Below are 25,879 nucleotides of genomic sequence, written 5' to 3' on the forward strand. Positions count from 1 at the left end.
ACCAAAGACAATTCCTCTTTTATTTAATAGCTATGATTTTCTAAAAATGTATCAATTTCTTTTCGAGATACACGCTTGATTCCTTCTACTTCTGCGACACGTAATCCCATTTCACGAAATTTAATAAAGGTGTTATATGATACGCCAGCGTATTTGGCTCCTTCTTTAAGAGATAGCCATTCTTTTGAGTAATTCGCTTGTGATGTGACAATCATTTTTTTGATTTCTTCTAAAAAATCGTTATTCATCGTGTGTACCTTCTTTTAATTCAGAAGCCTTGTAAGTTGTTACAGGATATTTAATGCCGTCTGTTACACGCCATTGTGCTTTTGTTTTGCCTCTACTACCGCCTAACTTGCTAGGGGTACTTAAAGTTTGAAAGTCTTCTTTGTTGATTGTTAAGTTCTTGAAAAACTCCTCTGTATTTTCAAATCGTTCTACTAAAGTATTTAAATTGCATCTATTTTGTTTTTTCATTTTTGTTTCCTCCAAATATTTTTTACAAAATAGTTATATACATTGAAAAAAATCTGACAAACAAAAATAGAAAATAAATAAAAAAATTTTTTAGGGAGTTGTTTTGTCAAAAAATAATCTACCTATATAACTATTGAGACATGACAAATTCAGCAAGATATACATTAGTAATAAAATGTGTTTTTTGTCATGAGTAATACGAAAGGGTAAAACAAAATGAAAAATTATGTATCGGAAACATTTACAAAAGAATTATTAGATGGAATGAATAAAGAGAATATATATTTAGTAGGATCGGAATGTGGGAGCGGAAAGACAACGGCGATAATGACAAAATTAATTCCTTATGCTAAAGAGCAGAATAAAAAAGTGTTGTTTTTGTGTAATCGGAAAACTTTAAAAAAGCAGTTAGACCATAAATATAAATGGACTACTAAATATGATGAAATGATTGAAAAGAATTTAAACTTAACCTTAAAAATGTATCAAAGCATTAATGAAATTATGGAAATGAATTTAGTAGATGAAATTATCGGAATGGATTTTGACTATATTGTGATTGATGAAGCACATTTAATATATGATGCGAGTGATTATGATTTTAAAGCACATCGTTTTATTCAATTTATAAATGAATGGACTCCTAAAAGTACAATAATTGCTTTGAGCGGTACACCTGACAGCTTTTTGAAATTAGAAAATTATTTTACACGTAGCATTAAACAAATAAGATATATAAATAAGGAAAATAATAAAATAAGAAGGGTATTACTAACAACGGATAAGAAAGAGTTTAAAGAGACTATTCTAAACTACTTAGATAACCAATATAAAACGTTAAGTTTAGTATCTTATGCAGAAATGTTGAAAATAGCTAAATTATCATTTGCGAACAAAGACATGGCTACTTTACTTTCTGAAGCACATGAAGAAGTAGAGAAGTATATGGACGATAAAGATCAGTACGTGCTGCAAAAAATTATTGAGGAAGAAGAAATGATATGTGATGTAATCGTAGCTACTAAATTTTTGGACGTAGGAGTAAACATAGAGACACATCAGAACTTTTTAGTTGCCTATTACTGTAATGAGATGATTAACACAATTGAACAGTTCAGAAGCCGACTAAGATTTGAAGAAAATTCTTCTTATCATTTGGATTTGCTTTTTAAAGTCATGACGAAACAATCTTCTACTAACAAAATTAAAAAGATAAAGATGTATTTACAGCGATATGATGAACTCTATAAAGCATATGGAACTTTTGAAGAAATACTGAAACATAATCCTAAACAAAAATTTAAAGTAGGGTTCGGTGCAGAACCTGAAGATTATGAACAATATAATCAGATAACTAGACAATTAAAGTTGGATCAATTGAGTTTTTATGAAAAATTGTCTAATTCTGATAATTTGTTGGAAACATATAAAGAGGTTTTACAAGAAATGTATCCTCATGTTGAGATTGTTACACTACAAGATTTGAAGGTTAAAAAATATTTAGATAATCTGATGTATGGCAAGGAAGAAATCCTCTTTAAAAATGATGAAGCAAAACAAAAATTTAGAGAAGATATGCGTGAATTAAATATCGTTACAGTGCATAAAAAAAATTTACCATCTTTAACAACGATATGTGATGGAATCAAATCATTAGGATATGTGTTAGAAGATAAACGTGTATATGTGGGAGGAGAAACGAAGTATAAAAGATGTTGGAAATTAACGAAGAGCTGCTAATGCAGTTCTTTTTTTATTAAAATGAGAATTTCATTTAGAATGTTATGATAAAATAAATCATATATGTAAAATAAAGGAGAATTAAAAATGGAGTTATATATTTTTTTTAAATCAAAAGAAATGTCCCCCACCGATAATTTAATCGATATAGACTATTTTAGATACCCTAATATAGACCACAACTTAGCTCTTTCAATGAAAAGCGGATTAGAAAAAATTAATGAAAAATTAGATTTTAGTGATGCTACGGAATACAATCCTTTATCAATAGAAAGAGAAAAAAAAATAGAGAAAATATCATTAGAAGAACAAAAAGAAAACTCTGAATATTTTGTTATGATAACGAAGATTATTTTAGAAAATGAATTAGTATCGCATGTTGCGAGTGATAATGAAAAAACATATAGATTTAGAAATGTACGTACTTTTAATAATGCACAATATCCAATATTTTTCTATGTAATAAAATTAGAAGGAAAAGTTTACTTTAAAAAATCAAGTGATAGTATTTTAATGATGGAAAATAGAAAAAAAATAATTTTAAAAAGAGATACCGCTGAAAAAGTAGATATGGAAGATTTTATGTCAATTGATATGAATTATGATTTTTTAATCGATAGTAACACAATTTATATAAAAAATGGACATGGATTTGAACAGATATTACGTTATGATGATGTTTTAAAAACTCATAAAAATATTATTATTGATAAAATTGAAACCGCAAATGTAATTGAGAATTTTACTGCATTCAAAGATGCATGTAACAATGCTAAATACTATAGAGCCTTTAAAAAAATCCCACAAGATTTAGATTTTAAAGCAGCGTTCTTAAATGAAGATTTTTTAGGTTTTTTAGAAGGCTTAGAAATAAAAACTAATGGGAATATAAAATGGAATAGTGAGATTAATAAAGTAGAATTAGTGGATATACATATTAAAACAGTATTACATATGTTTAATGGTTTAATAGGAAAAGACATATATGGAGAATTTGTAATGTTTAACGAACGTTTTTCTATACCTAATTAACTTTGAGAGAAGGAGAAATATGATTAAGTCAATTATGCACAAACCATTATTTTTTTCGGATTTTCTAACTTTTTTAAGTTTAAATAATGCTTTCTTCTTTTTTTCTTTCATCGCTCTTATTATAACAATATCATATTTAACACCAAAAGAGTTTTCTGTAAAAATTCTCTGGATATATTGTTCCTTATTCCCATCATTTTTATTAATAATAATTAGATTTTTTAATCTAAAAATATTAGATAAAAAACAAGATGAATATTTTACATTATATTTTTGGGATTTTATTATTAGTGGAGTGGCTATCATTTTTTTATTGGTACCATTAATTATTCAACACTGTATTTTTAAAATTGATTCATCTGAAAAAACCGAAAATTCTCAGGAGTATGATATTTTAGAAGTTAAAGATGTAGGAATAAGTTCTATAAAAATAATGGAGTATTTTGTGATTTTAATTCTACCTTTTATAACTATTGGTTTTACTGTAAAAGACATGATTACAATGATTTATGTATTATTTATTTTGATAGTAATATTCTATAGGCTAAAAATCTACTATTTTAATCTACCTATTATGTTCTTTTATGACATTAATGAAGTGAAACTATCAGACGGCGAAATATATTATTTAATATCAAAAAATCAGGAAATTGATGTGAGTAAAAAAAGAGATATTATTATTGTTTCAGATATTCTAAAAATCGCCCGACTGAAAAAATAAGTTTCACCGTAGATTCTAGTTTTGGGAGATTTAATATAACTTTTTATACCCCTACTATCTAGTAAAAGTAAGGGGTTTTTTTATGAGATTGGGGGGATAATTTGAGGGTGGCTAAAAAAATTAATTATATAATGTCTTTAATATTTATTGCATTTGATATTTTTTTAATTTTAATTTTAAAAAAAGAAAATGGAATAGCTATGAATATATTTTTAGGTTTTTTAATTTATGGTACTACATTAATTTTAATTACTTTTTTAGGTGTAAAGTTCTCGGGGAAAATAGAAAAAGTCGTCTGGATGCCCATTCTTATATTTATATATATACAGAAATATATAAACGCTCCATTTATAACAATAATCTTTTTTATCATAACTTTTTTCTTTCCAATCGTATTTCTTATTTATATTAATTCAGAAATAATTCCGATAAGTAATATTGAAGCATGGCTTTATTTGATAGGTATTTTAGTTTGTACGTTATTCGCTTATAAAAGTGATAAAGTATTGAAATGGAGCATAAGATATACAAAGGCTACTAAAGTAGTGAATAAATTTGAAAAATATATGACAACGAATTATACAAGAATTTTCGTCTATATTTTATTAATAGTTATTTATGTTTGGTACAATACTTTATATTTTATAAATACTAATAAAGTATCTAATGAATTAAGTGTAATAAAGGAAGTCTTAGTTACATTTGTTTCAATAGATACTTTAATTCAAATTATTATAAATAGGAAAAAACAAGTTTAATCGCTCTTACAACGCATATTTTTAATGTATCGTAGCTAAAGTCGTAGCTGACGAATTGTTATTGCATTAATTACCGCTCCTAAATGTTGATATAACAACATTCCTATAAGAAGCGGGTTCGACTCCCGCCGTCTCCAATCAACAAAGATCGAAGTCTTTTATAATTTCTTCTTTAGATCTCTTACTATATTTTTGAATATAGCAATAAGCTTAGCCTTTTCGATGATTGATTTAAAATGATTTACTATTTTCGCTTCGAAAAAAGTGTTTTTGATTTCATTGGAATGATATATTTCAAGAAATGCATGATAACTTTAATTAGCAATAATATCTTCTAAATGAATAAAAATTGTTTCCCAATTCTTTTTCCAAATCGAAAACTTAGAATTTTTAATTTTAATGTATTGTTGCTCATGACTGATTTGTTCTATAAAGCTTCTTACTTTTCTTTTTTTCATAATTAATTCAATATATTTGTAGGAATGAGCTTGAGGCATAATATTTGTTAGGTATTCTGTATAGCGTTGCTTTCGATAAGGTGTTTTTTTCAACCATGGCTTAGATGATTTATTCGCAGGAATCGTAAAGCCAACGCCTGCATTTCAGGCTATGCCATTTTTAGCGATTTATGAAAAACGTATGCAACAGAAGCAGTGGCAGCTTATCTGGCCTCTACTAACAATAGCATTAAAAAACCTCTACTTTTTGGAAAAGTAGGGGTTTTATTGTGTGAAAAGAATGTATTTAACTTATAAAATAACATTTATAGAAAATAAAAGTAATCTTTATGATGTTAATAAATCCCTTTATTAACCATTTAAGGGTGATGCAAGATGGAATTTTTTTAACTTTATGTTTTAAGCGCCCAAAACATGGCAAGTAATTAATTAAGTTCGACATTTTGAAAAAACAACAAAGGAGGTAACACACAATGGCATTTCTATGGTATATCATTATCGGCGGTATTTTAGGTTGGTTAGCAGGTCTTATTTTAGGTAAAGATGTTCCCGGTGGTGTAATTGGTAATATCATTGCAGGTATTATTGGTGCTTGGATCGGTGGCATGCTCCTTGGTAGCTGGGGTCCAAAAGTTAGTGATTTCTACATCCTGCCAACTTTACTAGGTACAATCATTTTAATCTTAGTTGTAAGCTTCATCATGAAAGCGATGCGTAAAGCAAATTAATCGACGAGGAGAGGCGAGAAAATGAAACGTTTTTTTAGTTTTCTGTTAGGGCTCTTTCTTCTCATCCTAATTGGTACATTTACATTTCTATATGTAGATGATTCTCGTTTGACTGATTATCAAGAGCAACTTGTTTCTTATTCTTGGTTTGAGCCAACGCTGTACATCATGGCGGCGGTTGGTATCGTTTTAGCTCTTGCTTTTCTTATTTATTCATTCACACCTTCTCATAAAAAACGCGGTTTATATTTGTCGTATAATGACGGTGAGATTTATATGAATAAACGCTCAATTGAAAAGGTTGTGCTACGTACGCTTGATAAGTACGAGGCGGTACGTCAGCCAAGTGTATCAATCAAAATGTATCAAAAAAAGCAAAAATCTTACATGGATATTGCCACAGAATTTTTTGTGGGGCCGACGGGAAATGTTCAGTCGTTGCTTGAGCGCATTAAAGAAGACATTAAGGAACAAACAGAGCATTTTTCTGAAGTACCAGTAAGAGAAGTAAAGGTAAATGTAGTCGATCAAAAGGCACTGAATAAGCGCGTAATTTAACGAGGAGGGGTTCCATTGCAAAATAATTCAACAGTCGATTGGCTTCGTGAATATAAATGGCGCATTCTTTTCGTACTAGCAATGCTTGTAGTAGGTGTGCTATTTCTCACGATTGGCTTTTGGAAGACAATCTTACTCATTGTACTATGCGGTATTGGATTACTAATTGGTTTTGCGAAAGATAAGACCGAACAGTTTTTCCACTTTATTGATAAAATTAGAAGATAGGAGCCGGGTAAAATGGTAAACAATCATAATACAAATTTAGAAAAACAATACAATGATCAAACAGGTGTAAATAGTAAAGAGCAGGACAATACACCGAAATTTGAAAACTCACTGTCATTTGACGATTCTGTAATTGAAAAAATTTCAGGTATCGCTGCACGTGAGGTAAAAGGTATTTTAGACATGAAGGGCGGCTTTACTTCTCGCTTCGGTAACGACAGTGTGACAAAAGGCGTTTCTGTAGATGTCGGCGAAAAACAAGCCATTGTTGATCTAAAAGTTATTTTAGAGTATGGCCAAAGTGCTCCGGCAATCTTCGATAAAGTAACACGCCTCGTAACTGAGCAAGTTCGTCATATGACAGGTTTAGATGTTGTAGAAGTGAACATGCACGTTAGTGACGTTATGAGTGAGAAAGAATATTTACAACAAAAAACAAAAGATACATCAAACTCAGAGTTACAATAAAGAAAAAGGCGCCGCTCATGCGGGGCCTTTTTTTATGTGAGAAAGAAAAAACACGCGCTATGCATAGGCGTGTTTTCATCGATTAATCATGTTTTGTTAAATCCACATTTAATAATTCATCTTTTGTGGGAGCATTTTTTAAATCTTGCTTCAGCTCAAGACGCATTTTATCTGTCTCTAATTGATAATTTTTATACTTTAATTCTTCAAGCTTAATTTGCTCGCGCATCATTTCAATTTCCATTTTTTGTGTGCGCTCTCTGCTTTTAATGATTTTTTCAATAATCCCACCTGTAACAGAAATCGCAACAATCAACACAATCGCTAACCAAAACATACAGATACCTCCTTATTTGTGAAGTCTTCTATTTAAGTATACGGATAATACAGCAAATAGTTTCTGTTTTTCAGAAAATACGGATAAATCGCTTATTTTGTGAAGTAGAATAGTTAAAAAGTATGTGAATTTATGTCTTTGAAGTATGGGAACCCGCGTCTTTTCGGCATGAAATGCTATAATAAAGACAATGAATTGATAGATGGAAGGGCGTGAAAAAATGAATACAACAAAACGTCATATTGTATTTGTTTGTGATGTAGGGATGGCGTTAAGTGCAATGGGAGCGGCTGTTTTCCGCAAAAAACTACAGCAGGCCCATATCCAAGCGACTGTTACGCACTGCGCACTAAGGGATTTACCTACGAATGTGGAGGTTGTTGTGACACAGCAGCCTTTTGTGGAACGCGTCAAACAGCAGGCCCCGACAGCACAGATTGTTGTTGTTGAGCAATTTTTAACAAGTCCAGCATATGATGAGCTGATAGGAGCATGGAGGTAGGGGAAGTATGTATTTATCAGCGAGGGAACGCTTAGTACTAGATGCATTATTGAAGCAACCACTAAACGTTCAGCAGTTAGCGGAGCAGCTCCATGTGAGTCGCCGGACAATTCAACGAGATTTAGAGCGCCTACATACCGTCGTAGAACAAAGTGATTTGATACTTAGTAAAAAAACGGGCATAGGGATTTCGATTTTAGGAGAGGAATCTCAAAAGCAAGCGCTTCGTGATATGTTAAATGATTTGGATATTTTAGAGGTGACAGCGGAGGAGCGTCGAGCCTTTTTAAAAGCATCTCTTCTTCGTGCAAATGGGGCGCTAAAGCTTTCATCACTTGCGAGTGAGCTCGATGTCTCCGTTGTGACGATGAGTAATGATTTAACCGAATTGACGTCGTGGCTTGAGCGCTTTGAGCTAACGATTGTGCGTAAACGTAGCCTAGGCGTTTTTCTAGAAGGTGCTGAAAAATCAAAGCGACTTGCATTAATGCAGTTATTTATAGAATTTATTAGCGAGCAAGAATTAATTAGTGTCATTCGGGGGCATGCGACGCATTTTTCGGCAGTATCGAAAAAATTATTAGGCCATACGATGCTTGAGTGCGTTCATGAAGTGGAGGCAGTATTTAGCGACCTGTATGAGGAGCTTCCGTATACCATTACGGACCATGCCTACAGTGAGCTTGTGCTATATATGGCACTTGCAACAAAGCGCATGGAAAATGCCTTTTATATAATAGAAGAAACGTTATCTCTAGAAGTGAGTGAGGAGTATCATCTGGCGGAGAAATTAATGCAGGAGCTTGCAAAGCGATATGACATAACGGTAGAGGTTGCTGAAATTCAACAACTGACGATTCATTTACGCGGTGCGAAATTACGCCATGACCAGCAGTTAGCATTTGAGGATTTGGATTTACGCCTTGCTTCGCAAATCACGAAATTTATTCAATGCCTAGATGATGAAATGAATACGGCCCTAAGTAAAGATCATCAACTTTTTCAAGGATTGCTGGTTCATCTAGAGCGCGCCATGTATCGACTCACGCATCAGATGCCCATTTACAACCCGCTTCTAGCGCGTATACAGGAGCGCTATGCGGCACTTTTTGAAACAGTGCGAGCAGTGAGTGAACGTTGTTTTCCCGCGATTCATTTTCCAGATGACGAAATTGCCTTTTTAGTGATGCATATTGGCGCGGTGCTCGAACGCGCGACGCCATATGCAAATTTATCTGTATTAGTCGTTTGTTCAAGCGGACTCGGGACCTCTAAAATGCTCGCGAATCGCTTACGTAAAGAGGTGCCGGAAATTCAGCACGTATCGACAACTTCATTACTTGAATTATCAAAGGTGCAATATACATTATATGATGTCGTGTTATCAACAGTGCCACTGCCGATTAACAAAGCAGATTATCGCCTCATTTCGCCGTTATTGACGGATGAAGATATTGCGAATGTGCGAAGTAGCTTAACGCCGAAGCCAATTGTAGTGGTGACTGAAACAAAGGATGCGCTTGCACGACTACGTGAGGTGCAGCAATTGACGACACAGATGGTTACAATGCTAGAAATGTTTGAGTGCATCGAGCTGAAAGAGGCTGTATTTGAGGATGCGTTAGAGGAAGCGACAAGCTATTTACAGCAAAAAAAGTGTGTAAATGATGCACGAAGGCTCGTGGGAAAACTACTTGAGCGCGAGCAGCTTGGTGGCTTAGGGATGCCAGACTCTGTACTTGGACTTTATCATACGCGCACAAATGCAGTGAATGCTGCAACCTTTCATGTGTTCCGTTTAAAAGAGCCTGTAATGCGTCAAGGCATGGATGGGCAAAGGATGCCTATCCAAACGATTTTGATGCTACTTGCACCTGAGGATATTTCCGCGGTAGCACTCGAAACGTTAAGCTATATTAGTACGCTGCTCGTTGAGAGTACGGAAACATTGCGCTTATTTGAACAGGGTACAACAGGTCAAATTGCCAATTATATTGCCAATAAATTTCAGCGTTATGTCCTGACAGGTAGTTAACGAAAACGATGTCACTAATTCGGCGACAAGATTATCATTAGAAGCGTTTGTATTCGCTTACATGTTATTTTACAATTTAAGTAAGATGAAAATGGAGAGCAGATAGAATGAAAAAACCGGTACTTACACCTGATTTAATTCGATTAAATGCCAACCCTCATACAAAACAGCAGGCCATTCAAATGGCTGGGGCCCTGCTTGTTGAGCAAGGCTATGTTGCGCCTGACTATATTGAGGCAATGTTACTGCGTGAGCAAACATTGTCAACCTATATTGGCAATGGTGTCGCCGTCCCGCATGGTGTCGATGAAATGGGCACGCTCATTCATCACGCCGGGATAGCGATTCTTCAAATGCCACAAGGAGTTCACTATGGGCCACAGCTCGTGACACTACTGATTGCGGTTGCTGGACATGATGCGGCGCATTTAGCTTTATTATCACGCATTGCAACCGTTTGTATGGAGGAAGAAAATGTTGCACGCTTAGTAGCGGCGACATCGACGGATGAATTGATGACAGCGTTTTTACCATCTGTATCGTCCAACGACTTGCTATAGGAGGAAAATAACATGGTATCAAAAGCATATACAATCACAGCAAAAGAAGGACTTCACGCGCGTCCGTGTTCATTAATCGTGACGGAGGCAATGAAGTATACAGCTGACTCATCATTAGCCTATAATGAGAGCGAAAAGAATTTAAAATCAATTATGGCCATTATGGCTCTTGGTGTTCCACATAATGCAACAATTGAAATTCGTGCAAATGGAGCCGATGAAGAAGCGGTATTAGAAGCAATCAACGCTATTATTTACGCTGAAAATTAGCACAATAAGGAGTGGATGAGATGAGTTCAATTATTCAAGGTATCGCGGCATCTGCAGGGATTGCCATTGCAAAGGCTTTTACATTACAAGCACCAAACTTAACGGTGGAAAAACGTACGACGACGGAGGCAGCATCTGAGCATACACGTTTAGATGATGCATTAGCTGCTTCAACAGTTGATTTAGAAAAAATTAAAGACCGTGCTCTTACCGAGTTCGGTGAAGAGCAAGCGGCTATTTTCCAAGCGCATTTATTAGTATTAAATGATCCGGACTGGATTTCCCAAGTGAAGGATTATGTGAGTAATGAACAAGTAAATGCAGAATTTGCGGTTCAAACCGTATCACAAACCTTTATTGATTTATTTGAAGCAATGGATAATGAATATATGCGTGAACGTGCGGCAGATATTCGTGATGTAACGAAGCGTGTACTTGCGCATTTATTAGGCGAGCGATTCGTTGATTTAACAGCGATTGATGAACAGGTCATCATTGTTGCAGAGGATTTAACACCATCAGATACAGCACAATTAAATAAAGATTTTGTACAAGGTTTTACAACAGATATTGGTGGTCGTACATCACACTCTGCTATTTTAGCGCGTACGCTTGAAATTCCTGCAGTTGTTGGGACAAAAGAAGCGACAACGATTAAACACGGTGATACAGTGATTGTCGATGGGTTAGCAGGACAAGTCATTGTGAATCCAACGGAAGCAGAAATTGCGACCTATCGTGAAAAACAAACACAATACAGTGCACAAAAAGCAGAGTGGGCAAAACTTGCACATGAATCTTCTCAATCAGCAGATGGACATCACGTTGAGTTAGCGGCAAATATCGGTACCCCAGAGGATATTACAGCTGTGTTAGAGTATGGCGGCGAAGGTGTTGGCTTATATCGTACAGAGTTTTTATATATGGGACGCGATGCACTGCCAACAGAGGAAGAGCAATTTGAAGCCTATAAAGTAGTACTTGAGAAAATGGACGGCAAACCGGTTGTGGTACGTACACTCGATATTGGTGGCGACAAAGAATTACCATACTTACCACTACCACATGAAATGAACCCATTTTTAGGTTACCGTGCGATTCGTTTATGCTTAGATGAACAAACAATTTTCCGTACACAGCTCCGCGCATTATTACGTGCGAGTGTTTATGGTAATTTAAAAGTGATGTTCCCGATGATTGCGACAGTAAATGAATTCCGACAAGCAAAAGCTGTCTTACTTGATGTGAAAGCAGAGCTACAGCAAGAAGGCATCAAGGTATCAGAAACAATTGAAATCGGTATGATGGTCGAAATTCCATCTTCTGCTGTGATGGCGGACATTTTTGCGAAGGAAGTTGATTTCTTCTCAATCGGAACAAATGATTTAATTCAGTATACGATGGCGGCAGACCGCATGAATGAACGTGTGTCGTATTTATACCAACCATACAACCCAGCTATTTTAAAATTAGTGCAAATGGTAATTGATGCAGCACATAAAGAAGGTAAATGGGCAGGTATGTGTGGTGAAATGGCAGGCGATGAAGTAGCATTGCCAATTTTACTTGGTCTTGGCCTAGATGAATTTTCAATGAGTGCAACATCGATCTTACGTGCACGTAGTCAGCTAAAACAACTGTCTCGTGAGCAAACACAAGCAGCCATTGCGGAAATTATGACGATGGCGACTGCAGATGAAGTGGAAGCTTATGTTCGTGAACACTTTATGACAAAATAGCGAAAACACAGCGTTCTCAAGCAATTGAAACGCTGTTTTTTTATGGAATTTGGTTAAAGTCCTTTTGGAAGGGGTATACATATTTATAGAAAACAAGATGGAGGTTTTTAACATGGCTAAAAAGAATAATTACTTACTAGCAGCTGCAATCGCGGGTGCGGCAGCTTATTTACGAAAACCAGAAAACCGTGACAAAGCAATGGCAATGTTTAATGACACGAAAGGAAAAGTAAGCGAATTCGTGAATCAAAAGAAACAAGAGATGAATAGTAAACAAAATGCTGATAATGAGACAGGAGATCACACGATTATTCCTGACCGTAACACAGCTTACGAATTAAATGATAAAGAAATGGTAAGCGAAGGCTCAACACAAACAGCAGTTGACTATGAAAACTTAGCCCAAGAAAAAGCAACACATGACACTGATACATCTTTATCAGAAAATAAAGAAGAGCTTGACCCAGAAGGCGGCATTCAAAAGCAATAAACCATCTAAGGCAGTGACATTTCAATGTCACTGCTTTTTTGTATGGAAAAAGGGTATAGGTCAGTAACTAGATGAGGAGGGATTTATATGGATATGATTAATAAACCGACTGAAACGGCGAAGTCCGCTGTGATGAATCAGCCAGAAGTCGACCAAAACTTAGCGAGCGAGTTCCATAAGCGCATTATGGAAATGATTTTAGATTTTGAAGGGGAATTGGATGAAGAACATGAAATTGGTGTAAAGCTCGTAAACTTTGGTCAAACGGTGCAATTTAATATTACAGGTATCGGTTATTATAATCCAAGTTTGATTCATTTTCATGGGCAAACAGAGCAGGGAAATCGTATTGAGCTTGTACAACATGTATCGCAAATAAGTTTTTTACTGATGGCCATGAAAAAAGCAGATCCCGATCCAGAGGTGCCACCAAAGCGTATTGGATTTATGAAGGATGAAGAATAGGGGGCCATTATGGATTTAAAAAGAGGACAAAAAATCGCAATTGAGCCGGTGGATAGCTGCACGCTTACAGTAGAATGGTCTACTCCGAAAAAAGCAATGGATGTTGATGTGTCAGCATTTTTGTTGGATGCAAATAATCGCTGTGTGCGTGATGAACATTTTATTTTTTATGGGCAACCACAAAGTCCGAATCAATCTGTACAATATCGTAAACAAACGGAGCAGGATGGCACGATTGAAGTGTTACTAAATCAAGTGCCGCAAGATGTAGAACGGATTGCTATTACGTTAACGATTCACGAAGGGGATACACAAAATTTGCGCTTTGAGCAAATCGACAAAATTCATTTGACGGTTGGAAATCGTCATCATTATCATTTTGGTGAGGACTTACAACAGGAAACAGCGATTGTTGTAGGAGAGCTTTACCGACATAACGGCGCATGGAAATTAAATGTAATTGGTAGTGGTTTTAACGGTGGACTTCAGGCATTATGTGAACATTATGGCTTAGAAATCATTGATACACCGAAAGAATCTGTAGAGAAACCAGCGCCTGTGAAGCTTGAAAAAATGAATGTCAATTTAGAAAAGCGTCAATCTGTGTCGATTGCAAAATCAGAGAAATTTATTGCAACGCTTGAGTGGGCCAATCCGAAAAAAGATTTAGACCTGTATTGCTTTTATGTGTTGGCAAATGGAGAAACAGGAAAAGTGTATTACCGAGATATGGGGAATGCGAGTAAAGCACCGTATATTACATTAGATGGTGATAGTAAAACCGCGGGACAGGAAACGATTATTATTCACCAGCCTTCAAAAATTAGCTATGTGCTAATTGCGGCGTATAGTGCTGTAAGTAACGGCTTTGGGAGCTTCAAGAAGATGAAGGCACAGGCTGTTGTGGATAATCAATTAGGGCAGCGTGTGACAAGTGGTTTATTTGAAAAAAACAACTTTGCCTATTGGGTAGCCATTGCTCATATTGATTTGAGTGAGACATCAAATGCGCGTGTGAGCCATGTCGAGAAATATTCAAAATCTGGCTCTGAACGTTCACCGGCTTTATATACGGATGGAACATTTGAAATGGATAAAGGACCAGTAGAATTTAAATAATGATCGAAGCGGGAACGCAATTATGAGCGTCTCGCTTTTTAAATGGCCTCATCTAATAAAGAAAAATGACCATTTTCAATCATTACTTGACCGCTTAGTAAGCTACCATGTTTGATTACTTCTTTGTGAAAAAGTGGACTGTCATCTTGAAACGGTAATTGTTGGACGAATAATGCATAGTGAATGAGCTCATGAATCAACACACGACGAAAAAGCTGTCTATTTTTACTACTAGCAAGCGAAGCATCAATAGCAATATAAGATGGCTCATACGCATTTTTCATCACAAAAATGCCGAGGCTACCTTCGCGTAATATTTTTGTAGATACATAAATAGGTACAGTTAAATCGACATTATAGTGTTTTCGTAAAAAACGTTTGGCAAAATGTCGTTCATTCATAACAATCAATGCAACGATTAAATAGGACCACCATTTTTTCATTCCTATCACCACCTCATTTTATTTATTTTTAGTATAGCAAACGTTTGTTCGCATTTCAAGTAATCTACTTTTCCCCTCATATTTAGTAAGGGTTTAAATTGCGAAAAAACCACAATATGGTAAAATATAACCTACATTAGATAAAAAAGGAGCCTTTTTCGATGTATGGTATAGCACTATTGCCGCAATGATATTTATCTGTGGAATGATTATTAAAATTAATAGAAATTCAGTTATTCCTAGTGAGCATATAAAACAACGTAAAAAATTATTAAAGCAAGCAGCAAAGGGTGATATCGACGCTCAAATTACGGTGGCACATTATTATTTTACAGGGCAATATGGTTTTGAAGAAGATGAGCATAAAGCCTATGAATGGTACTCAAAAGCTGCGAAACAAGGTAGTGGCGATGCCATGAGTAAAATAGGGGAGCTATATCAGTATGGTTTTGGTGTTGAAAAAGATAATGCGAAAGCAAATTTATGGTTCCTTAAAGGTGCTGACCAGGGAAGCGCAGAAGCCCAGTTTCAATATGCGAATGCACTTAAACAGCAAGGTGATTACCGACAAGCCTATCAATATTATTATTTAGCAGCAGAGCAGCAGTATCCAGAAGCAGAGGATGAAATGCTACGCCTGAAACATACGACAGCATTAATTGATAAATAAAAAAAGAGAGGCTTCGACATACATGTAAAAACAACCGCTTTTAGGAGCATAAGAAAAACCGGAATCGCTGTGGTGCGGTTCCGGTTTTTCATTGCGAACACTAAAAAATGAAAATGACGTGTTTTGTTCTAGTCTTTTTCTTATTTATTTGCCTGCATTTTAATGCGTTCGCGGAAGACAGGGTCTGTGACAACTTGGTCAAAGAAGTTGTTAACGCTCATCGATAGTTTCATTTGTTCCTGAGGTGTTAAATTGTAAAGGAAAATGGCCATTTCTAAGCGGTTTCCAGTGTGGTCTGTCGTATAGAGAATGCCATTGACAGCTGATGCAGTAAGGCTTAGGAACTGAGCGCCATGCGCGGCTTCTTTTTTAGCCTTTGGTGCAGTTAAAAGGCCATCAAGTAAAGGCATTAAATATGAATAAATTTCTTTACCAAATAATGTAGCATTATTTAATTTTTTCACTAATGATACATAATCTTTAGCAGAGCCTTTTGGTAAATGCTCGGCCCATGTTTTAAGCGCTGCATTTTTCTTCGCTGCATTTTTTTGCTGAGCGGATTTTGGATTTTTCAGTAGCTCTGCATGAATGGCTGTTGCTTGCTTACGGTAGTCATGTAATGTGGCGTGTTGGTCCTCTACATACAGCGCACTAGCTGTTGGATAGATGGGGTCATGCTTTGTCATTTTCAGCTTGCGTAGCTGTTCATTGATTTCGGCAATACCTAGTACATGCATTAAATATTCAGCATTCGCAAAGGAATTATATTGCAGCATCCCTTTGGCAACTTCGCGAAGTGGTACGTCTTTTTTATAGCGAGCTTGCTTCATTTGTGCAATCCATTCGCGGTGTAGATCGCCTTCTAATTTAGGAATATGGAAGGCTTCGATATCATCAAATGAGACAAGTTGTTCGGCATCGATTTTTCCTTCTGCAGCCTGATGCGCATATTCAATCGCAATAATTAGATTGCTTGAATTAACAAGTGGGGCTGCTTGAAGTGGATTCACAGAGCCAATGCTTTTACCGTTGTAGTGCATCGCAAAGGATACTTTTGATGGGCTTTCTTTCGTAAATGTGAGAACGGATTCTGGTGTTAACATTTTCTTTTGCGATAGCGACATGAGCCCCATGAGCGCAAAAAGAACGATAAACACGATTAATCCGAGAATTAATAACATGTCATGATTCACTCCTTATGTAGACATCGATTTTATTATACCGCTCCATACTTAAAAAAACCTCCAATAAAGGAGGCTAGTTGTTACCGTAATGTGTCTTGTAAATATGTGATTTCCTGCTCAGTCATCCCATGAGCCCCGTCTAACAACTTAAGTGTCGTATTTGGGAATACCGCTTCAAGTTGTTTTGTAAGTTTCATTGTATCACCAGGAAGGGCTAGCGTATCCATTGCGCCGCTTGTGACAATAATTTGAGCATTGCTACCTTCAGTAAAGGTATACGCTAAATTTGATGGATGCAATAGTACAACGCGGTCTGCAATAGCAGGCTCTTTTTCTAATAAACCTAATACAAAGTTTGCGCCATTTGAAAAGCCCATAAAAGTAATACGCGTTGCTTGTTCAGGTCGTAGCTGTGGCCAGTCTTTTAAAAAAGCATCGATGCGTGCATCAAAATCAGCACGGTCAAAAGTACCAGCTTTTAATGGAGCAAAGAAACGACGATTCGCGCCTTCATCTACATCTCCTAAAAATGATAATACATGTGCGCTCGGCTCAATATCACCTGCGATTTGCAACAGCGAATATTCATTACCTCCTGTGCCATGAAAAAGAACAATCCATTCATTCAGTGGACCTTCTATGGTAAAATGATTCATAAAGAAAAAACTCCTATCAATTAAATTAAAGGAAGTGCACGATGACAAGTCCAATTATTCACCACGTCTCTGTTATTAATCGAGACGTACAACGTTCATTTGAATTTTATCATAAACTACTCGGTATGGAATTACTATTAAAAACGGTAAACCAAGATGATATGGAAATGTATCACTTATTTTACGGGGATACGACAGGGCGACCTGGTACAGAATTCAGTGTGTTTGAAATGAAAAGCGGTCCAACAAAAGCATACGGTACGAATTCATTAGAGCGTATGATTTTTTGCGGTACCGTCCGAGGAATCACTCGTTTTCTGGGAAAAACGTCTACGCGAGCATGATGTATTTAATTGTGAAATTGAAGATTATAATGGCTCAAAAATTCTACGCTTTGAAGATTATGATGGCGTACTGCTAGGTTTAACACCTGTTAAGAAACAGGACATTTATTTCCCTCGTGAAGCAGCAGATATTCCGAAAGAGCATGCGATTTTAGGTATTGATTCTGTACATTGTCGTGTACGCTATGCGAAAGCTTCTGTTCGTGCATTTGAAAAAATGTTTGATGTACAAGAGATAAGTCAGTTTGAAGATAATGGGTACCAGGTGACGGTACTTGGACGCGAGGATGCTCTATTTGGTCAAACGTTGCATCTTTATGAGGATCGTACACGCAATTTAGAAGAAATGGGTGTTGGTGCGATTCAGCATATCGCGTTAAATGCACGTGATTATAGTGAACTTTTAGCAGTTGAAGAGCAGATTATTAATAAAAACTTCCGTTACTCAGGTATTAAAAACCGAGAATTCTTCCAATCACTTTATTATCGTGAGCCGAATAATTTATTAATCGAAGTGGCAACAGAGCAAACAGATTTCCAAAAAGTCGACATGGATACAGCTGACTTTGCGGCAATCCCGTTATATTTGCCGCCATTTTTAGAAACTCGTCGAAGCTTTATTGAAAGTAAACTATAAAAGAGGCTTAAAAATAACCGCTCCTATGAGCATAAGAAAAATCGGAATCGCGCTGTGGCGCGGTTCCGATTTTTTTGTTACGAAGGCTAAAAGGAACATGACGTGTGTTGTCCTATAATGCCTCTATTTTTTCAAAAATACTTGTATACAAAGCGGGTAAGTCATCGTCATTTTCTAGTGGGAAAGTCCATATTTCTTCCTCATTTGTTTTAGCATCTGATACGTAAAGCGTTGTATGAGAGCCATCGTTGAAGGAGTCGCTAGAGGCAGATGCATAGCTCATTCCTTTTTCAACAAATGGATAATGACGCTTTTTCGAATCAAAGAAAATAATCGGCATATTTGCCTTATGGTAAACAGCGCTATATGTATCTTTTGAAGCCTTATCAAAGGCAAGTGGTGTAATCATCACCGCATTGTAATTTTTTGCGATATGTGCGCTATCCTCCTTGAATTTCTCCAATGAAATTTCCTCAAATGTTACGCGGTCATTATCATACTCAGGTATTTCACCAATGACAGCAATTTTTAGCGGCGTCCCTTCGTAGCTCACATTCTTTTGAGAACAGGCCGCTAGCATAATAAGGCCCAGCATAAGAATCACCATTTTTTTCATAATATCACCTCCGTAGAAAGTGTAACATATTATACCTATTATACAAATTATGTAAATAACTGTTCGTTTAATAGTTCAATTTTCCCGCGTTCATATGTAATGTATTGAGCCTTACGCCAGGCACTTAAATTTGCAGTCACTTTTTGACGACTACAGCCGATTAGATTGGAGAGCTCCTCATGTGTCATCGGTAATTCAACGAAAGGCCGCCCATTTTTGTAGGTAATAAATTGTTTTAAAAACCAAGCTAAGCGTTCAGGGACCTGTAAATTTGTAATGGCACGCATGAAATTTTGTGTTTCGATTAAGCGCATGGCCATCATTTCGCTGAGTGGTTTCCAAAGAATCGGTCGCTGCTTTAGCAATGCCTCTAACTGTTCTTTTGAAAGCGTATAATAATCAACTTCCGTTAAACTTACTGCATAACGAAGTCTTGTAGCAGTATGCGTCAATACCTCTGCTAAGCCATATAAATCGCCAGCTTTTCGAATGGATAGGGTAATATCCTGACCATCTTCGGTTTCTTGCCCAATTTTAATCCAGCCTGCTTTTAAATAATAAATATGTGTCGTATTTTCAGCCATTTGAAAAATAGAGCATCCTTTTGGACGCGTATTTTTTTGGCCATGTTTTTCGATATATGTAATGACTTCTTGCATAAAATCCCTCCCTACTATATTTTACCTTTCTTTTTACAGTTTCGTCACCTAAGTGACAGAATTGTTAGAAATTTTGCTTTAGAATCAGCTATATCATACAAAACATACTAAACTAATAGGTTTTATAAGTAGGAGGTGGCACGATGAATGAACCACATATCGTATTAAGCGATTTACATAAAGCATTTGACCAAAAGGGGCAGGACCCTGTTATTGCATTAGATAAAGTGAATTTAACGATTCAGAAGGGGGAATTTTTATCTCTGCTAGGACCATCTGGTTGTGGGAAATCGACATTATTAAATATTATTGCAGGACTTGATAAACAGACATCTGGCGCTATTGAGGTTAATGGAAAGCCGATTAAAGGACCAGGTAATGACCGTATCGTTGTGTTCCAGGAGTCGGGATTATTCCCTTGGATGAGTGTTCTTGAGAATGTGATGTACGGCCTGCTAATTAAAAAGGTACCAAAAAAAGAAGCAGAGGCACGCGCGATGACATGGCTTAAAAAAGTTCATTTAGCGAAATTCGCTCATGCACAGCCACATGAATTATCTGGTGGTATGAAGCAGCGTGTCGCTATTGCGCGAGCGCTTGTGATGGACCCAGAGATTTTATTAATGGATGAACCTTTTGCGGCGTTAGATGAACAAACACGTATGGTACTACATAAGGAATTAGAGTCATTATGGCGTGAAACGAAAAAGACGATTATCTTCGTTACGCATAATATTCGCGAGGCGGTCGTTTTATCCGACCGTATTTTGTTAATGAAAACGCGTCCTGGTGGCGTGAAGCGTGAATATACGGTGCATGCATCGAGACCGCGCCAGGCGACAGATAGTGTACTCATTGATTTAGAGGGACGCATTTTATCTGAGCTACAGCTAGAAATGGAGAAAGTGTTGAAGGAGGAATTTGGGGATGATTACGACTTTAAGAAGGATCAGCTTCGTGGTAATACTGATAGCCATATGGGAAGCGATATCTAAGTTTGAGCTTTTCCCAGCCTTTATGTGGCCGCCACTTATTATACCGAATGAGCCGGGTGGCGTAACGGTAATAAAAACGCTGATTAGCGGCTTAATAGATGGGCAGCTGCTAGAAGCAACAGGCCAATCACTCGGTCGGTTACTTATCGGCTTTATTATCGCCGTCATTTTAGGCACAATTATCGGATTCTTAATCTATAAATCCGAGCTTGTTGATGATACATTAGGCTTCTTCGTATCGACGCTTCAGTCGGTGCCAAATATCGTATGGTTCCCATTAGCTATTTTATGGTTCGGTTTAGGGGTCGAATCGGTATTATTCATTATTATTTTAGGGGCGACATTATCGCTATCGATAACGCTTAGCACCGCCTTTAAAAGTGTGCCACCACTTAATATTCGCGTAGCGCGTACGATGGGCTCAAAAGGATTCCATTTATTCCGCACCGTTATTTTTCCAGCGAGTGTCCCACAATTTATTGCTGGTCTACGTGTTGCCTGGGCGCTTGCATGGCGTGCAGTGCTAGCAGGGGAATTACTAGGTGGTAGTGGCGGTCTAGGGACGTTGCTTGATATGGGCCGTTCGCTACAATCGATGGATTTAGTGTTTGCGATTATGATCATTATTGGTGTCATCGGCACAATTATTGATAACTTTGTTTTTGTAAAATTAGAACGCGCTGTGTTACGTAAGCGCGGCATTCAAGTAGTGAAATAGGAGGAGAATCTATGAAAAAGTTCAACAAATTTTGGCTATTCGCAGTCTTATCGATTGTGACGCTCGTATTAGCCGCATGTGGTAGTGAGGATGAAAAAGGTGCAGCAGAAGACAAGGATAGTGTGAAAGAGGTACGCATTGGGTACTTTCCAAATATGACGCATATCGCAACAATTGTGGCGCTTGAAAAAGGCTTTTACCAACAACAATTAGGCGATGATGTGACCATTAAAACAAATACATTTAATGATGGCTCGGCTTTTATGGAGGCGATGTCAACGGATGCGATTGATTTAGGTACAGTTGGGCCAACACCCGCACTAACAAGCTATATGAAAACACCGAAGCATCAAATTATTTCAGGAGCGGTAAATGGTGGTGCTGTACTTGTGGTCGGCAAGGATTCAGGTATTAATTCTGTCAAAGATTTAGCAGGGAAAACGGTAGCTATTCCAACATTCGGTAGTACACAGGATATTGCATTAATGAAAGCATTAAAAGAGGCAGATTTAAAAGTGAAATCAAGTGGCGGTAACGTAAATACGGTAAAACAAGCACCAGCAGATACCGCAGCATTATTTGTACAAGAGCAAGTAGATGCAGCCGCAACACAGGAGCCTTGGGGCGTAAATATCGAGAAAAATGCGGATGCTAAATTATTATTAGGGCCAGACGAATTCGCGTGGGGTAAAGAATCAACAAATACGGTTGTCGTTGCACAAACAGATTTTACATCTGCAAATCCTGAAACGACGAAAAAAGTGCTAAAGGCACATGCAGAAGCCGTCGATTTCATTAATGATAATCCAGAAGAAGCCATTGATTTATTTTTAAAACATGTGAAAGATATTACAGGTAAAGAGCTATCGAAAGAAGAAGTGACAGAGTCATTCAAACGTTTAACACCAACAACAGATGTTAATGAAAAAGTGCTTCAAGAAATGGCGACGATTTCAAAAGAAGCGGGCTATATTTCAAAAGATGATATTAAAGGCTTCGTTGATTTAAGCTACTTAAAAGAAGCAACGAAATAATATGAAAAAAGGAATCGCGATTAGGAACTGACCTAAAAATCTGAGACAATATAAAAAGAAAAAGACACGTTCAAGAGTATACAATCTTTGGAGGTGTTTTTTGATGGAAAAAAAACAAACGTATTCATACGAAACAAAAAGGAAAGCCCCTCGAGATAAAGTTGGCAAATGTGCCAGTGAATGAAATGATGAAGGTATGTGAGATTAAAAATAATACGCAGATTTATCAATGGGTGAAGTGGTATCAAGAAGGAGAGGTGCATCGTATTACAACAGCCTCTTGGAAAACAATACAGCTATGGAAAAGGACCATTTCAAGAAGATTTAGATGAAGGGATAGCGCATAACAATCCGCAAGCAGTCAAAGAAAAAGGCGTTATCATGAGCATGTCTCGCAAAGGCATGTCCGCTGATAACGCCATCATTGAAACGTTCCACGCCAGTCTAAAGTGCGAAACGTTTTATCTTGAAGGGCTTTTGAGAACAACAAATGACCTTGTCGTTCAAACCGTTCAAGCATACATCAACTATTATAATAATACGCGAATTTTAGCAAAGTTAAACCACCTTTCTCCAGTTGAATACCGGAAAAAGGTGGCAAAACAAGAATTTGACGGCGACTCCTAGGGGAATAGCATGAGTGGAAGACCCCGCAGTGAGCTTGCGAGCGAGGAGGCTTCCGCCATGCCCCAGGAAAGCGTCCGTCAAATTCAGCTGAAAGAATGTGTCTTTTTCTTTGTCTCACTTTCGTGGGTCAGTTCCTCAGCGTGTCCTTCTTTTTATTTCAATTCATCACGCACATACTCACGGAAGCGTGCATCGGTAACGAATTTACCGATGAAGCGGTGAATGGTGCGTTGTAATTTACGTTGTTCTTTTAATGAGTCCGTATTAGCGAAAAAGGCTAATTGCATTGTTGTGCCATTGACCTTAGTTGCATACATCGCCATTGTCAGTACCCATGCAGTAGAGCCACCTTTTTCAGCGTATTGTTTATAGCGGCGCGGATTAACCTTTGCTGTATCAACGATAGGGTCTAATACATCGTAAAAAGCATCGTTGAAAATAGCACGAGTATTTAATTGCTCCATTAACTTTACATAGTCTGCTGTAGATGCCTTTGGTAGGCGATCTGACCACACACGCTGTACATCGAGTGGTAAATAGCTCAGTAATTCTTTGCGCTGCTCAGCAGAGAGTTGAGTATTCTTTAGTGTTTCATGGGCTTCTAGAATACCCGCTTCATATGTGGCTGCATCCATTTGACGCAGTACCTCAGCACCTTGCTCAGGCTTTAATTGATGTGCCTTCATATACATATAAGGAAAATACTGCGATGCAGAGAGCGGATACAACGCCGTTTGGTGAGTGAGTCCCATTTTCTTTGCACATGCATTAATATTATCTAAGCCAAGAAGCTCGATTAAATAATCTGTATTTGCATTCGAGCTATTGCGTATCATGCCTTTTGCGACATCTTCTAATGATACGACTACACCTTCTAGCTGTGATAGCCAGGCGGAATGCGCGCCGCCATCAAGCTGAGGTAAGTAATAATGCTCCATTGCCGTGACAGGAATTTCTTTTTTCGGATTGATCGTACCTTCCGCAGCTTGACGTGCAAACTCTATTGCAACAAGCCATTTTACCGTACTTGCAAGGGGCATTTGCTGTGTCTCATTGACGCGAACCCATTCTTTATCCTCGAATTGGATGCGAAGAGATACAGTGCCGTTGTCGCGATGATTTTTAATATAGTTGACTAAATAACGCGGGCTTGGACCACGCATTAATAAGACAGCGACAAAGACAGAAAAAATGATAATTGCGATACCGATTGCCATAACTTTCAGCTCCTTCATACCTCTATTATACGGGAAAAGAGCTAAATAGTTCCATAAAAGCTATGACAACTCTGAATTAAGCCATTTCTCGCATACGTACAGCAGGAAGTTGGCTTAGAATCGATGCACCAATAAGCTGTAAGACCGTCTTGACGATAATTTGCCCGATAATCGCAGCAGGCACCGCTTCCCACGGTAGAATATTCGCACCAAGGGGACTTAATCCGATGATGACAAAGACGGCAGAATCGAGAATACCGCCAACAATGCCACTATAAAAGACGCGCCAAGCCATAGGTAGTTTTAGGCGTGAATAAATTTCTGTATCGGCTGTTTCCGATAATAAAAAGGATAGCGCAGATGCCGCAACAATTAATAATGTATCACCAAGAGAAGCGGAAACGATAGCAGATAATAAAAGAGCCAGTGCAATTAAGCCATATGTTTTTTTACGCCCGTATTTATTTTGTACGAGGTCACGTAAAATGAATGTTGCGCCGATGAAGAAGGTCCCCATTGGTACGATAAATATCCCGAAGTGAAAGGGTGCGAGTGACGCGGTGACAACATTGGCTGTTACAATGCAAATTAAATAAAAAATCACACGAATCATGCCTTCACCTTCTTCTCTAAGTACAGCTCAAGCCCGTGCTTTCGTAATAAACAAGAAGGGCATTCCCCACATCCATCGGCGATAATGCCGTTATAACAAGTAAGCGTATTTTGACGAATATAATCCAGCACACCAAGCTCATCAGCAAGCGCCCATACTTCCGCCTTATTGCGCCACATAAGCGGTGTATGTAGAAGCAACTGCTCATCCATGGCCAAATTAATCGTCACATTTAAAGACTTCATAAAATTATCGCGACAATCGGGATAGCCACTAAAATCCGCTTCACTAACACCCGTAATAATATGCTGTGCCCCAATTTGACGCGCTAAAATACCAGCGAACGAAAAGAAGACAAGATTACGTCCCGGAACGAAGGTATTTGGTAACCCACCATTTTCTCCGGCCTGTACGTCGATATCATCTCGTGTTAAAGCATTCGGTGCTAATTGATTTAATAAATCCATATTTAAAATATATTGTTTGACCTGTTGTTCATCAGCAATTTTCGTCGCACAGTCTATTTCAAGCGCATGACGTTGGCCGTAATCAAATGTCACAACTGCTACTTCCTTAAAGCGTTTTAGTGCCCAAAAAAGGCAAGTTGTACTATCTTGACCGCCGCTAAATACGACAAGTGCTTTGTCTCGTTTTTCCATAAATAAGCTCCTCAATGAAAAAGAGGCTGGGACAAAACCCTAGCTAAAGAAAGGACTTCGGCAAATGAAGATGCCGAAGTCCTTTTTATCTGTAATTTTTTTGTTTTTGTATAGAATAAAAA

At 37.2% G+C, this 25,879-nt stretch carries 35 protein-coding genes and 1 pseudogene; 24 read left to right on the forward strand and 12 right to left on the reverse strand.

Features of this window, described 5'->3' with window-relative positions; genetic code table 11:
• Window positions 1-23: 23 nt before the first annotated feature.
• Together ACFSY7_RS08000 and ACFSY7_RS08005 are read right to left on the reverse strand one after the other, a co-directional pair.
• The gene (locus ACFSY7_RS08000; RefSeq protein ID WP_380147487.1) at window positions 24-248 is read right to left on the reverse strand and encodes a DNA-binding protein; all 225 of its coding nucleotides are present in this window, start codon (window positions 246-248) and stop codon (window positions 24-26) included.
• Window positions 241-477, reverse strand: a complete 237-nt coding sequence (locus ACFSY7_RS08005; protein ID WP_380147489.1) for a hypothetical protein — start codon at window positions 475-477, stop codon at window positions 241-243. The genes ACFSY7_RS08000 and ACFSY7_RS08005 overlap by 8 nt, the downstream gene beginning before the upstream one ends.
• Window positions 478-693: 216 nt before the next feature.
• Here ACFSY7_RS08005 and ACFSY7_RS08010 point away from each other — a divergent pair, with 216 nt between their 5' ends.
• From ACFSY7_RS08010 to ACFSY7_RS08025, 4 genes are all read left to right on the forward strand, one after another.
• Window positions 694-2,217 carry a DEAD/DEAH box helicase family protein gene (locus ACFSY7_RS08010; RefSeq protein WP_380147490.1) on the forward strand — a complete coding sequence of 508 codons (1,524 nt, stop codon included), beginning with the start codon at window positions 694-696 and terminating at the stop codon, window positions 2,215-2,217.
• An 87-nt stretch (window positions 2,218-2,304) separates the two neighbouring features.
• Entirely contained in the window at window positions 2,305-3,249 is a 945-nt protein-coding gene (locus ACFSY7_RS08015) for a Kiwa anti-phage protein KwaB-like domain-containing protein (protein ID WP_380147491.1), read from the forward strand.
• 19 nt (window positions 3,250-3,268) lie between these two features.
• On the forward strand, window positions 3,269-3,970 hold the full coding sequence (locus tag ACFSY7_RS08020; RefSeq protein ID WP_380147492.1) for a hypothetical protein: 702 nt from the start codon (window positions 3,269-3,271) through the stop codon (window positions 3,968-3,970).
• A 107-nt stretch (window positions 3,971-4,077) separates the two neighbouring features.
• Window positions 4,078-4,728, forward strand: a complete 651-nt coding sequence (locus ACFSY7_RS08025) for a hypothetical protein (protein WP_380147493.1) — start codon at window positions 4,078-4,080, stop codon at window positions 4,726-4,728.
• A gap of 314 nt (window positions 4,729-5,042) precedes the next feature.
• Here the strand turns inward: ACFSY7_RS08025 and ACFSY7_RS08030 are convergent, their stop codons facing one another.
• A complete protein-coding gene (locus tag ACFSY7_RS08030; RefSeq protein ID WP_380147494.1) occupies window positions 5,043-5,279 on the reverse strand; it encodes a hypothetical protein in 237 nt (78 codons plus the stop codon).
• A 28-nt stretch (window positions 5,280-5,307) separates the two neighbouring features.
• Here ACFSY7_RS08030 and ACFSY7_RS08035 point away from each other — a divergent pair, with 28 nt between their 5' ends.
• From ACFSY7_RS08035 to ACFSY7_RS08055, 5 genes are all read left to right on the forward strand, one after another.
• Window positions 5,308-5,445 (forward strand): hypothetical protein, encoded by a 138-nt coding sequence (locus tag ACFSY7_RS08035; RefSeq protein ID WP_380147514.1) that lies wholly within the window; start codon window positions 5,308-5,310, stop codon window positions 5,443-5,445.
• A 214-nt stretch (window positions 5,446-5,659) separates the two neighbouring features.
• Complete coding sequence (locus ACFSY7_RS08040; protein ID WP_126989348.1) at window positions 5,660-5,914, forward strand: GlsB/YeaQ/YmgE family stress response membrane protein; 255 nt, start codon at window positions 5,660-5,662, stop codon at window positions 5,912-5,914.
• Window positions 5,915-5,935: 21 nt separating this feature from the next.
• Complete coding sequence (amaP, locus tag ACFSY7_RS08045; RefSeq protein ID WP_126989349.1) at window positions 5,936-6,472, forward strand: alkaline shock response membrane anchor protein AmaP; 537 nt, start codon at window positions 5,936-5,938, stop codon at window positions 6,470-6,472.
• 15 nt (window positions 6,473-6,487) lie between these two features.
• Entirely contained in the window at window positions 6,488-6,700 is a 213-nt protein-coding gene (locus ACFSY7_RS08050) for a DUF2273 domain-containing protein (protein ID WP_126989350.1), read from the forward strand.
• 12 nt (window positions 6,701-6,712) lie between these two features.
• Window positions 6,713-7,168 carry an Asp23/Gls24 family envelope stress response protein gene (locus ACFSY7_RS08055; protein ID WP_139993867.1) on the forward strand — a complete coding sequence of 152 codons (456 nt, stop codon included), beginning with the start codon at window positions 6,713-6,715 and terminating at the stop codon, window positions 7,166-7,168.
• 82 nt (window positions 7,169-7,250) lie between these two features.
• On the opposite strand, the gene ACFSY7_RS08060 is transcribed toward ACFSY7_RS08055, so the two are convergent.
• Window positions 7,251-7,505 (reverse strand): hypothetical protein, encoded by a 255-nt coding sequence (locus ACFSY7_RS08060; protein ID WP_139993869.1) that lies wholly within the window; start codon window positions 7,503-7,505, stop codon window positions 7,251-7,253.
• A 220-nt stretch (window positions 7,506-7,725) separates the two neighbouring features.
• Between ACFSY7_RS08060 and ACFSY7_RS08065 the strand changes: the two genes are divergently transcribed.
• From ACFSY7_RS08065 to ACFSY7_RS08100, 8 genes are all read left to right on the forward strand, one after another.
• Window positions 7,726-8,007, forward strand: coding sequence for a hypothetical protein (locus ACFSY7_RS08065; RefSeq protein ID WP_186439584.1), 282 nt, complete (start codon window positions 7,726-7,728; stop codon window positions 8,005-8,007).
• A 7-nt stretch (window positions 8,008-8,014) separates the two neighbouring features.
• On the forward strand, window positions 8,015-10,042 hold the full coding sequence (locus tag ACFSY7_RS08070; protein WP_380147495.1) for a BglG family transcription antiterminator: 2,028 nt from the start codon (window positions 8,015-8,017) through the stop codon (window positions 10,040-10,042).
• Between the two features lie 107 nt (window positions 10,043-10,149).
• Complete coding sequence (locus ACFSY7_RS08075) at window positions 10,150-10,602, forward strand: PTS sugar transporter subunit IIA (RefSeq protein WP_126989356.1); 453 nt, start codon at window positions 10,150-10,152, stop codon at window positions 10,600-10,602.
• A gap of 12 nt (window positions 10,603-10,614) precedes the next feature.
• The gene (locus ACFSY7_RS08080; protein ID WP_380147497.1) at window positions 10,615-10,872 is read left to right on the forward strand and encodes an HPr family phosphocarrier protein; all 258 of its coding nucleotides are present in this window, start codon (window positions 10,615-10,617) and stop codon (window positions 10,870-10,872) included.
• 20 nt (window positions 10,873-10,892) lie between these two features.
• Complete coding sequence (gene ptsP / locus ACFSY7_RS08085; protein WP_380147498.1) at window positions 10,893-12,611, forward strand: phosphoenolpyruvate--protein phosphotransferase; 1,719 nt, start codon at window positions 10,893-10,895, stop codon at window positions 12,609-12,611.
• 112 nt (window positions 12,612-12,723) lie between these two features.
• Complete coding sequence (locus ACFSY7_RS08090; protein WP_126989359.1) at window positions 12,724-13,101, forward strand: hypothetical protein; 378 nt, start codon at window positions 12,724-12,726, stop codon at window positions 13,099-13,101.
• An 87-nt stretch (window positions 13,102-13,188) separates the two neighbouring features.
• Complete coding sequence (locus ACFSY7_RS08095) at window positions 13,189-13,566, forward strand: DUF6173 family protein (protein ID WP_380147499.1); 378 nt, start codon at window positions 13,189-13,191, stop codon at window positions 13,564-13,566.
• A gap of 9 nt (window positions 13,567-13,575) precedes the next feature.
• Window positions 13,576-14,685, forward strand: coding sequence for a TerD family protein (locus ACFSY7_RS08100; protein ID WP_380147500.1), 1,110 nt, complete (start codon window positions 13,576-13,578; stop codon window positions 14,683-14,685).
• Window positions 14,686-14,723: 38 nt separating this feature from the next.
• On the opposite strand, the gene ACFSY7_RS08105 is transcribed toward ACFSY7_RS08100, so the two are convergent.
• Window positions 14,724-15,128 (reverse strand): hypothetical protein, encoded by a 405-nt coding sequence (locus ACFSY7_RS08105; RefSeq protein WP_126989362.1) that lies wholly within the window; start codon window positions 15,126-15,128, stop codon window positions 14,724-14,726.
• Between the two features lie 205 nt (window positions 15,129-15,333).
• On the opposite strand from ACFSY7_RS08105, the gene ACFSY7_RS08110 reads away from it, so the two are divergent.
• Complete coding sequence (locus ACFSY7_RS08110) at window positions 15,334-15,798, forward strand: tetratricopeptide repeat protein (RefSeq protein ID WP_380147501.1); 465 nt, start codon at window positions 15,334-15,336, stop codon at window positions 15,796-15,798.
• Window positions 15,799-15,938: 140 nt separating this feature from the next.
• Here ACFSY7_RS08110 and ACFSY7_RS08115 read toward each other — a convergent pair whose 3' ends face one another.
• Window positions 15,939-16,979: a hypothetical protein gene (locus ACFSY7_RS08115; RefSeq protein ID WP_380147502.1), complete on the reverse strand. Its 1,041-nt coding sequence runs from the start codon at window positions 16,977-16,979 to the stop codon at window positions 15,939-15,941.
• Window positions 16,980-17,062: 83 nt separating this feature from the next.
• On the reverse strand, window positions 17,063-17,638 hold the full coding sequence (locus tag ACFSY7_RS08120; RefSeq protein WP_380147503.1) for an alpha/beta hydrolase: 576 nt from the start codon (window positions 17,636-17,638) through the stop codon (window positions 17,063-17,065).
• A 41-nt stretch (window positions 17,639-17,679) separates the two neighbouring features.
• Between ACFSY7_RS08120 and ACFSY7_RS08125 the strand changes: the two genes are divergently transcribed.
• Window positions 17,680-17,982 carry a VOC family protein gene (locus tag ACFSY7_RS08125; protein ID WP_380147504.1) on the forward strand — a complete coding sequence of 101 codons (303 nt, stop codon included), beginning with the start codon at window positions 17,680-17,682 and terminating at the stop codon, window positions 17,980-17,982.
• 217 nt (window positions 17,983-18,199) lie between these two features.
• Complete coding sequence (locus ACFSY7_RS08130; RefSeq protein WP_380147505.1) at window positions 18,200-18,619, forward strand: hypothetical protein; 420 nt, start codon at window positions 18,200-18,202, stop codon at window positions 18,617-18,619.
• Between the two features lie 112 nt (window positions 18,620-18,731).
• Here the strand turns inward: ACFSY7_RS08130 and ACFSY7_RS08135 are convergent, their stop codons facing one another.
• Together ACFSY7_RS08135 and ACFSY7_RS08140 are read right to left on the reverse strand one after the other, a co-directional pair.
• A complete protein-coding gene (locus ACFSY7_RS08135) occupies window positions 18,732-19,235 on the reverse strand; it encodes an amino acid oxidase (protein WP_139993887.1) in 504 nt (167 codons plus the stop codon).
• A gap of 47 nt (window positions 19,236-19,282) precedes the next feature.
• A complete protein-coding gene (locus tag ACFSY7_RS08140; protein WP_380147506.1) occupies window positions 19,283-19,894 on the reverse strand; it encodes a Crp/Fnr family transcriptional regulator in 612 nt (203 codons plus the stop codon).
• Window positions 19,895-20,037: 143 nt separating this feature from the next.
• Here ACFSY7_RS08140 and ACFSY7_RS08145 point away from each other — a divergent pair, with 143 nt between their 5' ends.
• The 4 genes and pseudogenes from ACFSY7_RS08145 to ACFSY7_RS08160 form a co-directional block, all read left to right on the forward strand.
• Window positions 20,038-20,889 carry an ABC transporter ATP-binding protein gene (locus ACFSY7_RS08145; protein ID WP_380147508.1) on the forward strand — a complete coding sequence of 284 codons (852 nt, stop codon included), beginning with the start codon at window positions 20,038-20,040 and terminating at the stop codon, window positions 20,887-20,889.
• 22 nt (window positions 20,890-20,911) lie between these two features.
• Window positions 20,912-21,607 carry an ABC transporter permease gene (locus ACFSY7_RS08150; protein WP_380147509.1) on the forward strand — a complete coding sequence of 232 codons (696 nt, stop codon included), beginning with the start codon at window positions 20,912-20,914 and terminating at the stop codon, window positions 21,605-21,607.
• Window positions 21,608-21,618: 11 nt separating this feature from the next.
• Entirely contained in the window at window positions 21,619-22,641 is a 1,023-nt protein-coding gene (locus ACFSY7_RS08155; RefSeq protein ID WP_380147510.1) for an aliphatic sulfonate ABC transporter substrate-binding protein, read from the forward strand.
• A 354-nt stretch (window positions 22,642-22,995) separates the two neighbouring features.
• Window positions 22,996-23,268 (forward strand): annotated as a pseudogene (locus tag ACFSY7_RS08160) (IS3 family transposase); the annotation flags it as partial.
• Window positions 23,269-23,420: 152 nt separating this feature from the next.
• Here the strand turns inward: ACFSY7_RS08160 and ACFSY7_RS08165 are convergent.
• The 3 genes from ACFSY7_RS08165 to queC form a co-directional block, all read right to left on the reverse strand.
• Entirely contained in the window at window positions 23,421-24,485 is a 1,065-nt protein-coding gene (locus ACFSY7_RS08165) for a serine hydrolase (protein WP_158620938.1), read from the reverse strand.
• Window positions 24,486-24,561: 76 nt separating this feature from the next.
• Complete coding sequence (locus ACFSY7_RS08170) at window positions 24,562-25,095, reverse strand: VUT family protein (protein ID WP_380147516.1); 534 nt, start codon at window positions 25,093-25,095, stop codon at window positions 24,562-24,564.
• On the reverse strand, window positions 25,095-25,757 hold the full coding sequence (gene queC, locus ACFSY7_RS08175) for a 7-cyano-7-deazaguanine synthase QueC (RefSeq protein WP_380147511.1): 663 nt from the start codon (window positions 25,755-25,757) through the stop codon (window positions 25,095-25,097). Before queC ends, ACFSY7_RS08170 begins: the two co-directional genes overlap by 1 nt.
• Between the last annotated feature and the right edge of the window lie 122 nt (window positions 25,758-25,879).

This window comes from Kurthia populi, assembly GCF_042686175.1.
In the GTDB taxonomy this organism is placed as follows: Bacteria; Bacillota; Bacilli; order Bacillales_A; family Planococcaceae; genus Kurthia; species Kurthia populi.

What these genes read in the sequence shown, in the direction of transcription:
- ACFSY7_RS08000 (WP_380147487.1), bottom strand. Translation starts at nt 248, where the DNA reads ATGAATAACGATTTTTTAGAAGAAATCAAAAAAATGATTGTCACATCA.
- ACFSY7_RS08005 (WP_380147489.1), bottom strand. Translation starts at nt 477, where the DNA reads ATGAAAAAACAAAATAGATGCAATTTAAATACTTTAGTAGAACGATTT.
- ACFSY7_RS08010 (WP_380147490.1), top strand. Translation starts at nt 694, where the DNA reads ATGAAAAATTATGTATCGGAAACATTTACAAAAGAATTATTAGATGGA.
- ACFSY7_RS08015 (WP_380147491.1), top strand. Translation starts at nt 2,305, where the DNA reads ATGGAGTTATATATTTTTTTTAAATCAAAAGAAATGTCCCCCACCGAT.
- ACFSY7_RS08020 (WP_380147492.1), top strand. Translation starts at nt 3,269, where the DNA reads ATGATTAAGTCAATTATGCACAAACCATTATTTTTTTCGGATTTTCTA.
- ACFSY7_RS08040 (WP_126989348.1), top strand. Translation starts at nt 5,660, where the DNA reads ATGGCATTTCTATGGTATATCATTATCGGCGGTATTTTAGGTTGGTTA.
- amaP (WP_126989349.1), top strand. Translation starts at nt 5,936, where the DNA reads ATGAAACGTTTTTTTAGTTTTCTGTTAGGGCTCTTTCTTCTCATCCTA.
- ACFSY7_RS08055 (WP_139993867.1), top strand. Translation starts at nt 6,713, where the DNA reads ATGGTAAACAATCATAATACAAATTTAGAAAAACAATACAATGATCAA.
- ACFSY7_RS08060 (WP_139993869.1), bottom strand. Translation starts at nt 7,505, where the DNA reads ATGTTTTGGTTAGCGATTGTGTTGATTGTTGCGATTTCTGTTACAGGT.
- ACFSY7_RS08065 (WP_186439584.1), top strand. Translation starts at nt 7,726, where the DNA reads ATGAATACAACAAAACGTCATATTGTATTTGTTTGTGATGTAGGGATG.
- ACFSY7_RS08070 (WP_380147495.1), top strand. Translation starts at nt 8,015, where the DNA reads ATGTATTTATCAGCGAGGGAACGCTTAGTACTAGATGCATTATTGAAG.
- ACFSY7_RS08075 (WP_126989356.1), top strand. Translation starts at nt 10,150, where the DNA reads ATGAAAAAACCGGTACTTACACCTGATTTAATTCGATTAAATGCCAAC.
- ACFSY7_RS08080 (WP_380147497.1), top strand. Translation starts at nt 10,615, where the DNA reads ATGGTATCAAAAGCATATACAATCACAGCAAAAGAAGGACTTCACGCG.
- ptsP (WP_380147498.1), top strand. Translation starts at nt 10,893, where the DNA reads ATGAGTTCAATTATTCAAGGTATCGCGGCATCTGCAGGGATTGCCATT.
- ACFSY7_RS08090 (WP_126989359.1), top strand. Translation starts at nt 12,724, where the DNA reads ATGGCTAAAAAGAATAATTACTTACTAGCAGCTGCAATCGCGGGTGCG.
- ACFSY7_RS08095 (WP_380147499.1), top strand. Translation starts at nt 13,189, where the DNA reads ATGGATATGATTAATAAACCGACTGAAACGGCGAAGTCCGCTGTGATG.
- ACFSY7_RS08100 (WP_380147500.1), top strand. Translation starts at nt 13,576, where the DNA reads ATGGATTTAAAAAGAGGACAAAAAATCGCAATTGAGCCGGTGGATAGC.
- ACFSY7_RS08105 (WP_126989362.1), bottom strand. Translation starts at nt 15,128, where the DNA reads ATGAAAAAATGGTGGTCCTATTTAATCGTTGCATTGATTGTTATGAAT.
- ACFSY7_RS08110 (WP_380147501.1), top strand. Translation starts at nt 15,334, where the DNA reads ATGATTATTAAAATTAATAGAAATTCAGTTATTCCTAGTGAGCATATA.
- ACFSY7_RS08115 (WP_380147502.1), bottom strand. Translation starts at nt 16,979, where the DNA reads ATGTTATTAATTCTCGGATTAATCGTGTTTATCGTTCTTTTTGCGCTC.
- ACFSY7_RS08120 (WP_380147503.1), bottom strand. Translation starts at nt 17,638, where the DNA reads ATGAATCATTTTACCATAGAAGGTCCACTGAATGAATGGATTGTTCTT.
- ACFSY7_RS08125 (WP_380147504.1), top strand. Translation starts at nt 17,680, where the DNA reads ATGACAAGTCCAATTATTCACCACGTCTCTGTTATTAATCGAGACGTA.
- ACFSY7_RS08130 (WP_380147505.1), top strand. Translation starts at nt 18,200, where the DNA reads ATGTTTGATGTACAAGAGATAAGTCAGTTTGAAGATAATGGGTACCAG.
- ACFSY7_RS08135 (WP_139993887.1), bottom strand. Translation starts at nt 19,235, where the DNA reads ATGAAAAAAATGGTGATTCTTATGCTGGGCCTTATTATGCTAGCGGCC.
- ACFSY7_RS08140 (WP_380147506.1), bottom strand. Translation starts at nt 19,894, where the DNA reads ATGCAAGAAGTCATTACATATATCGAAAAACATGGCCAAAAAAATACG.
- ACFSY7_RS08145 (WP_380147508.1), top strand. Translation starts at nt 20,038, where the DNA reads ATGAATGAACCACATATCGTATTAAGCGATTTACATAAAGCATTTGAC.
- ACFSY7_RS08150 (WP_380147509.1), top strand. Translation starts at nt 20,912, where the DNA reads ATGTGGCCGCCACTTATTATACCGAATGAGCCGGGTGGCGTAACGGTA.
- ACFSY7_RS08155 (WP_380147510.1), top strand. Translation starts at nt 21,619, where the DNA reads ATGAAAAAGTTCAACAAATTTTGGCTATTCGCAGTCTTATCGATTGTG.
- ACFSY7_RS08165 (WP_158620938.1), bottom strand. Translation starts at nt 24,485, where the DNA reads ATGGCAATCGGTATCGCAATTATCATTTTTTCTGTCTTTGTCGCTGTC.
- queC (WP_380147511.1), bottom strand. Translation starts at nt 25,757, where the DNA reads ATGGAAAAACGAGACAAAGCACTTGTCGTATTTAGCGGCGGTCAAGAT.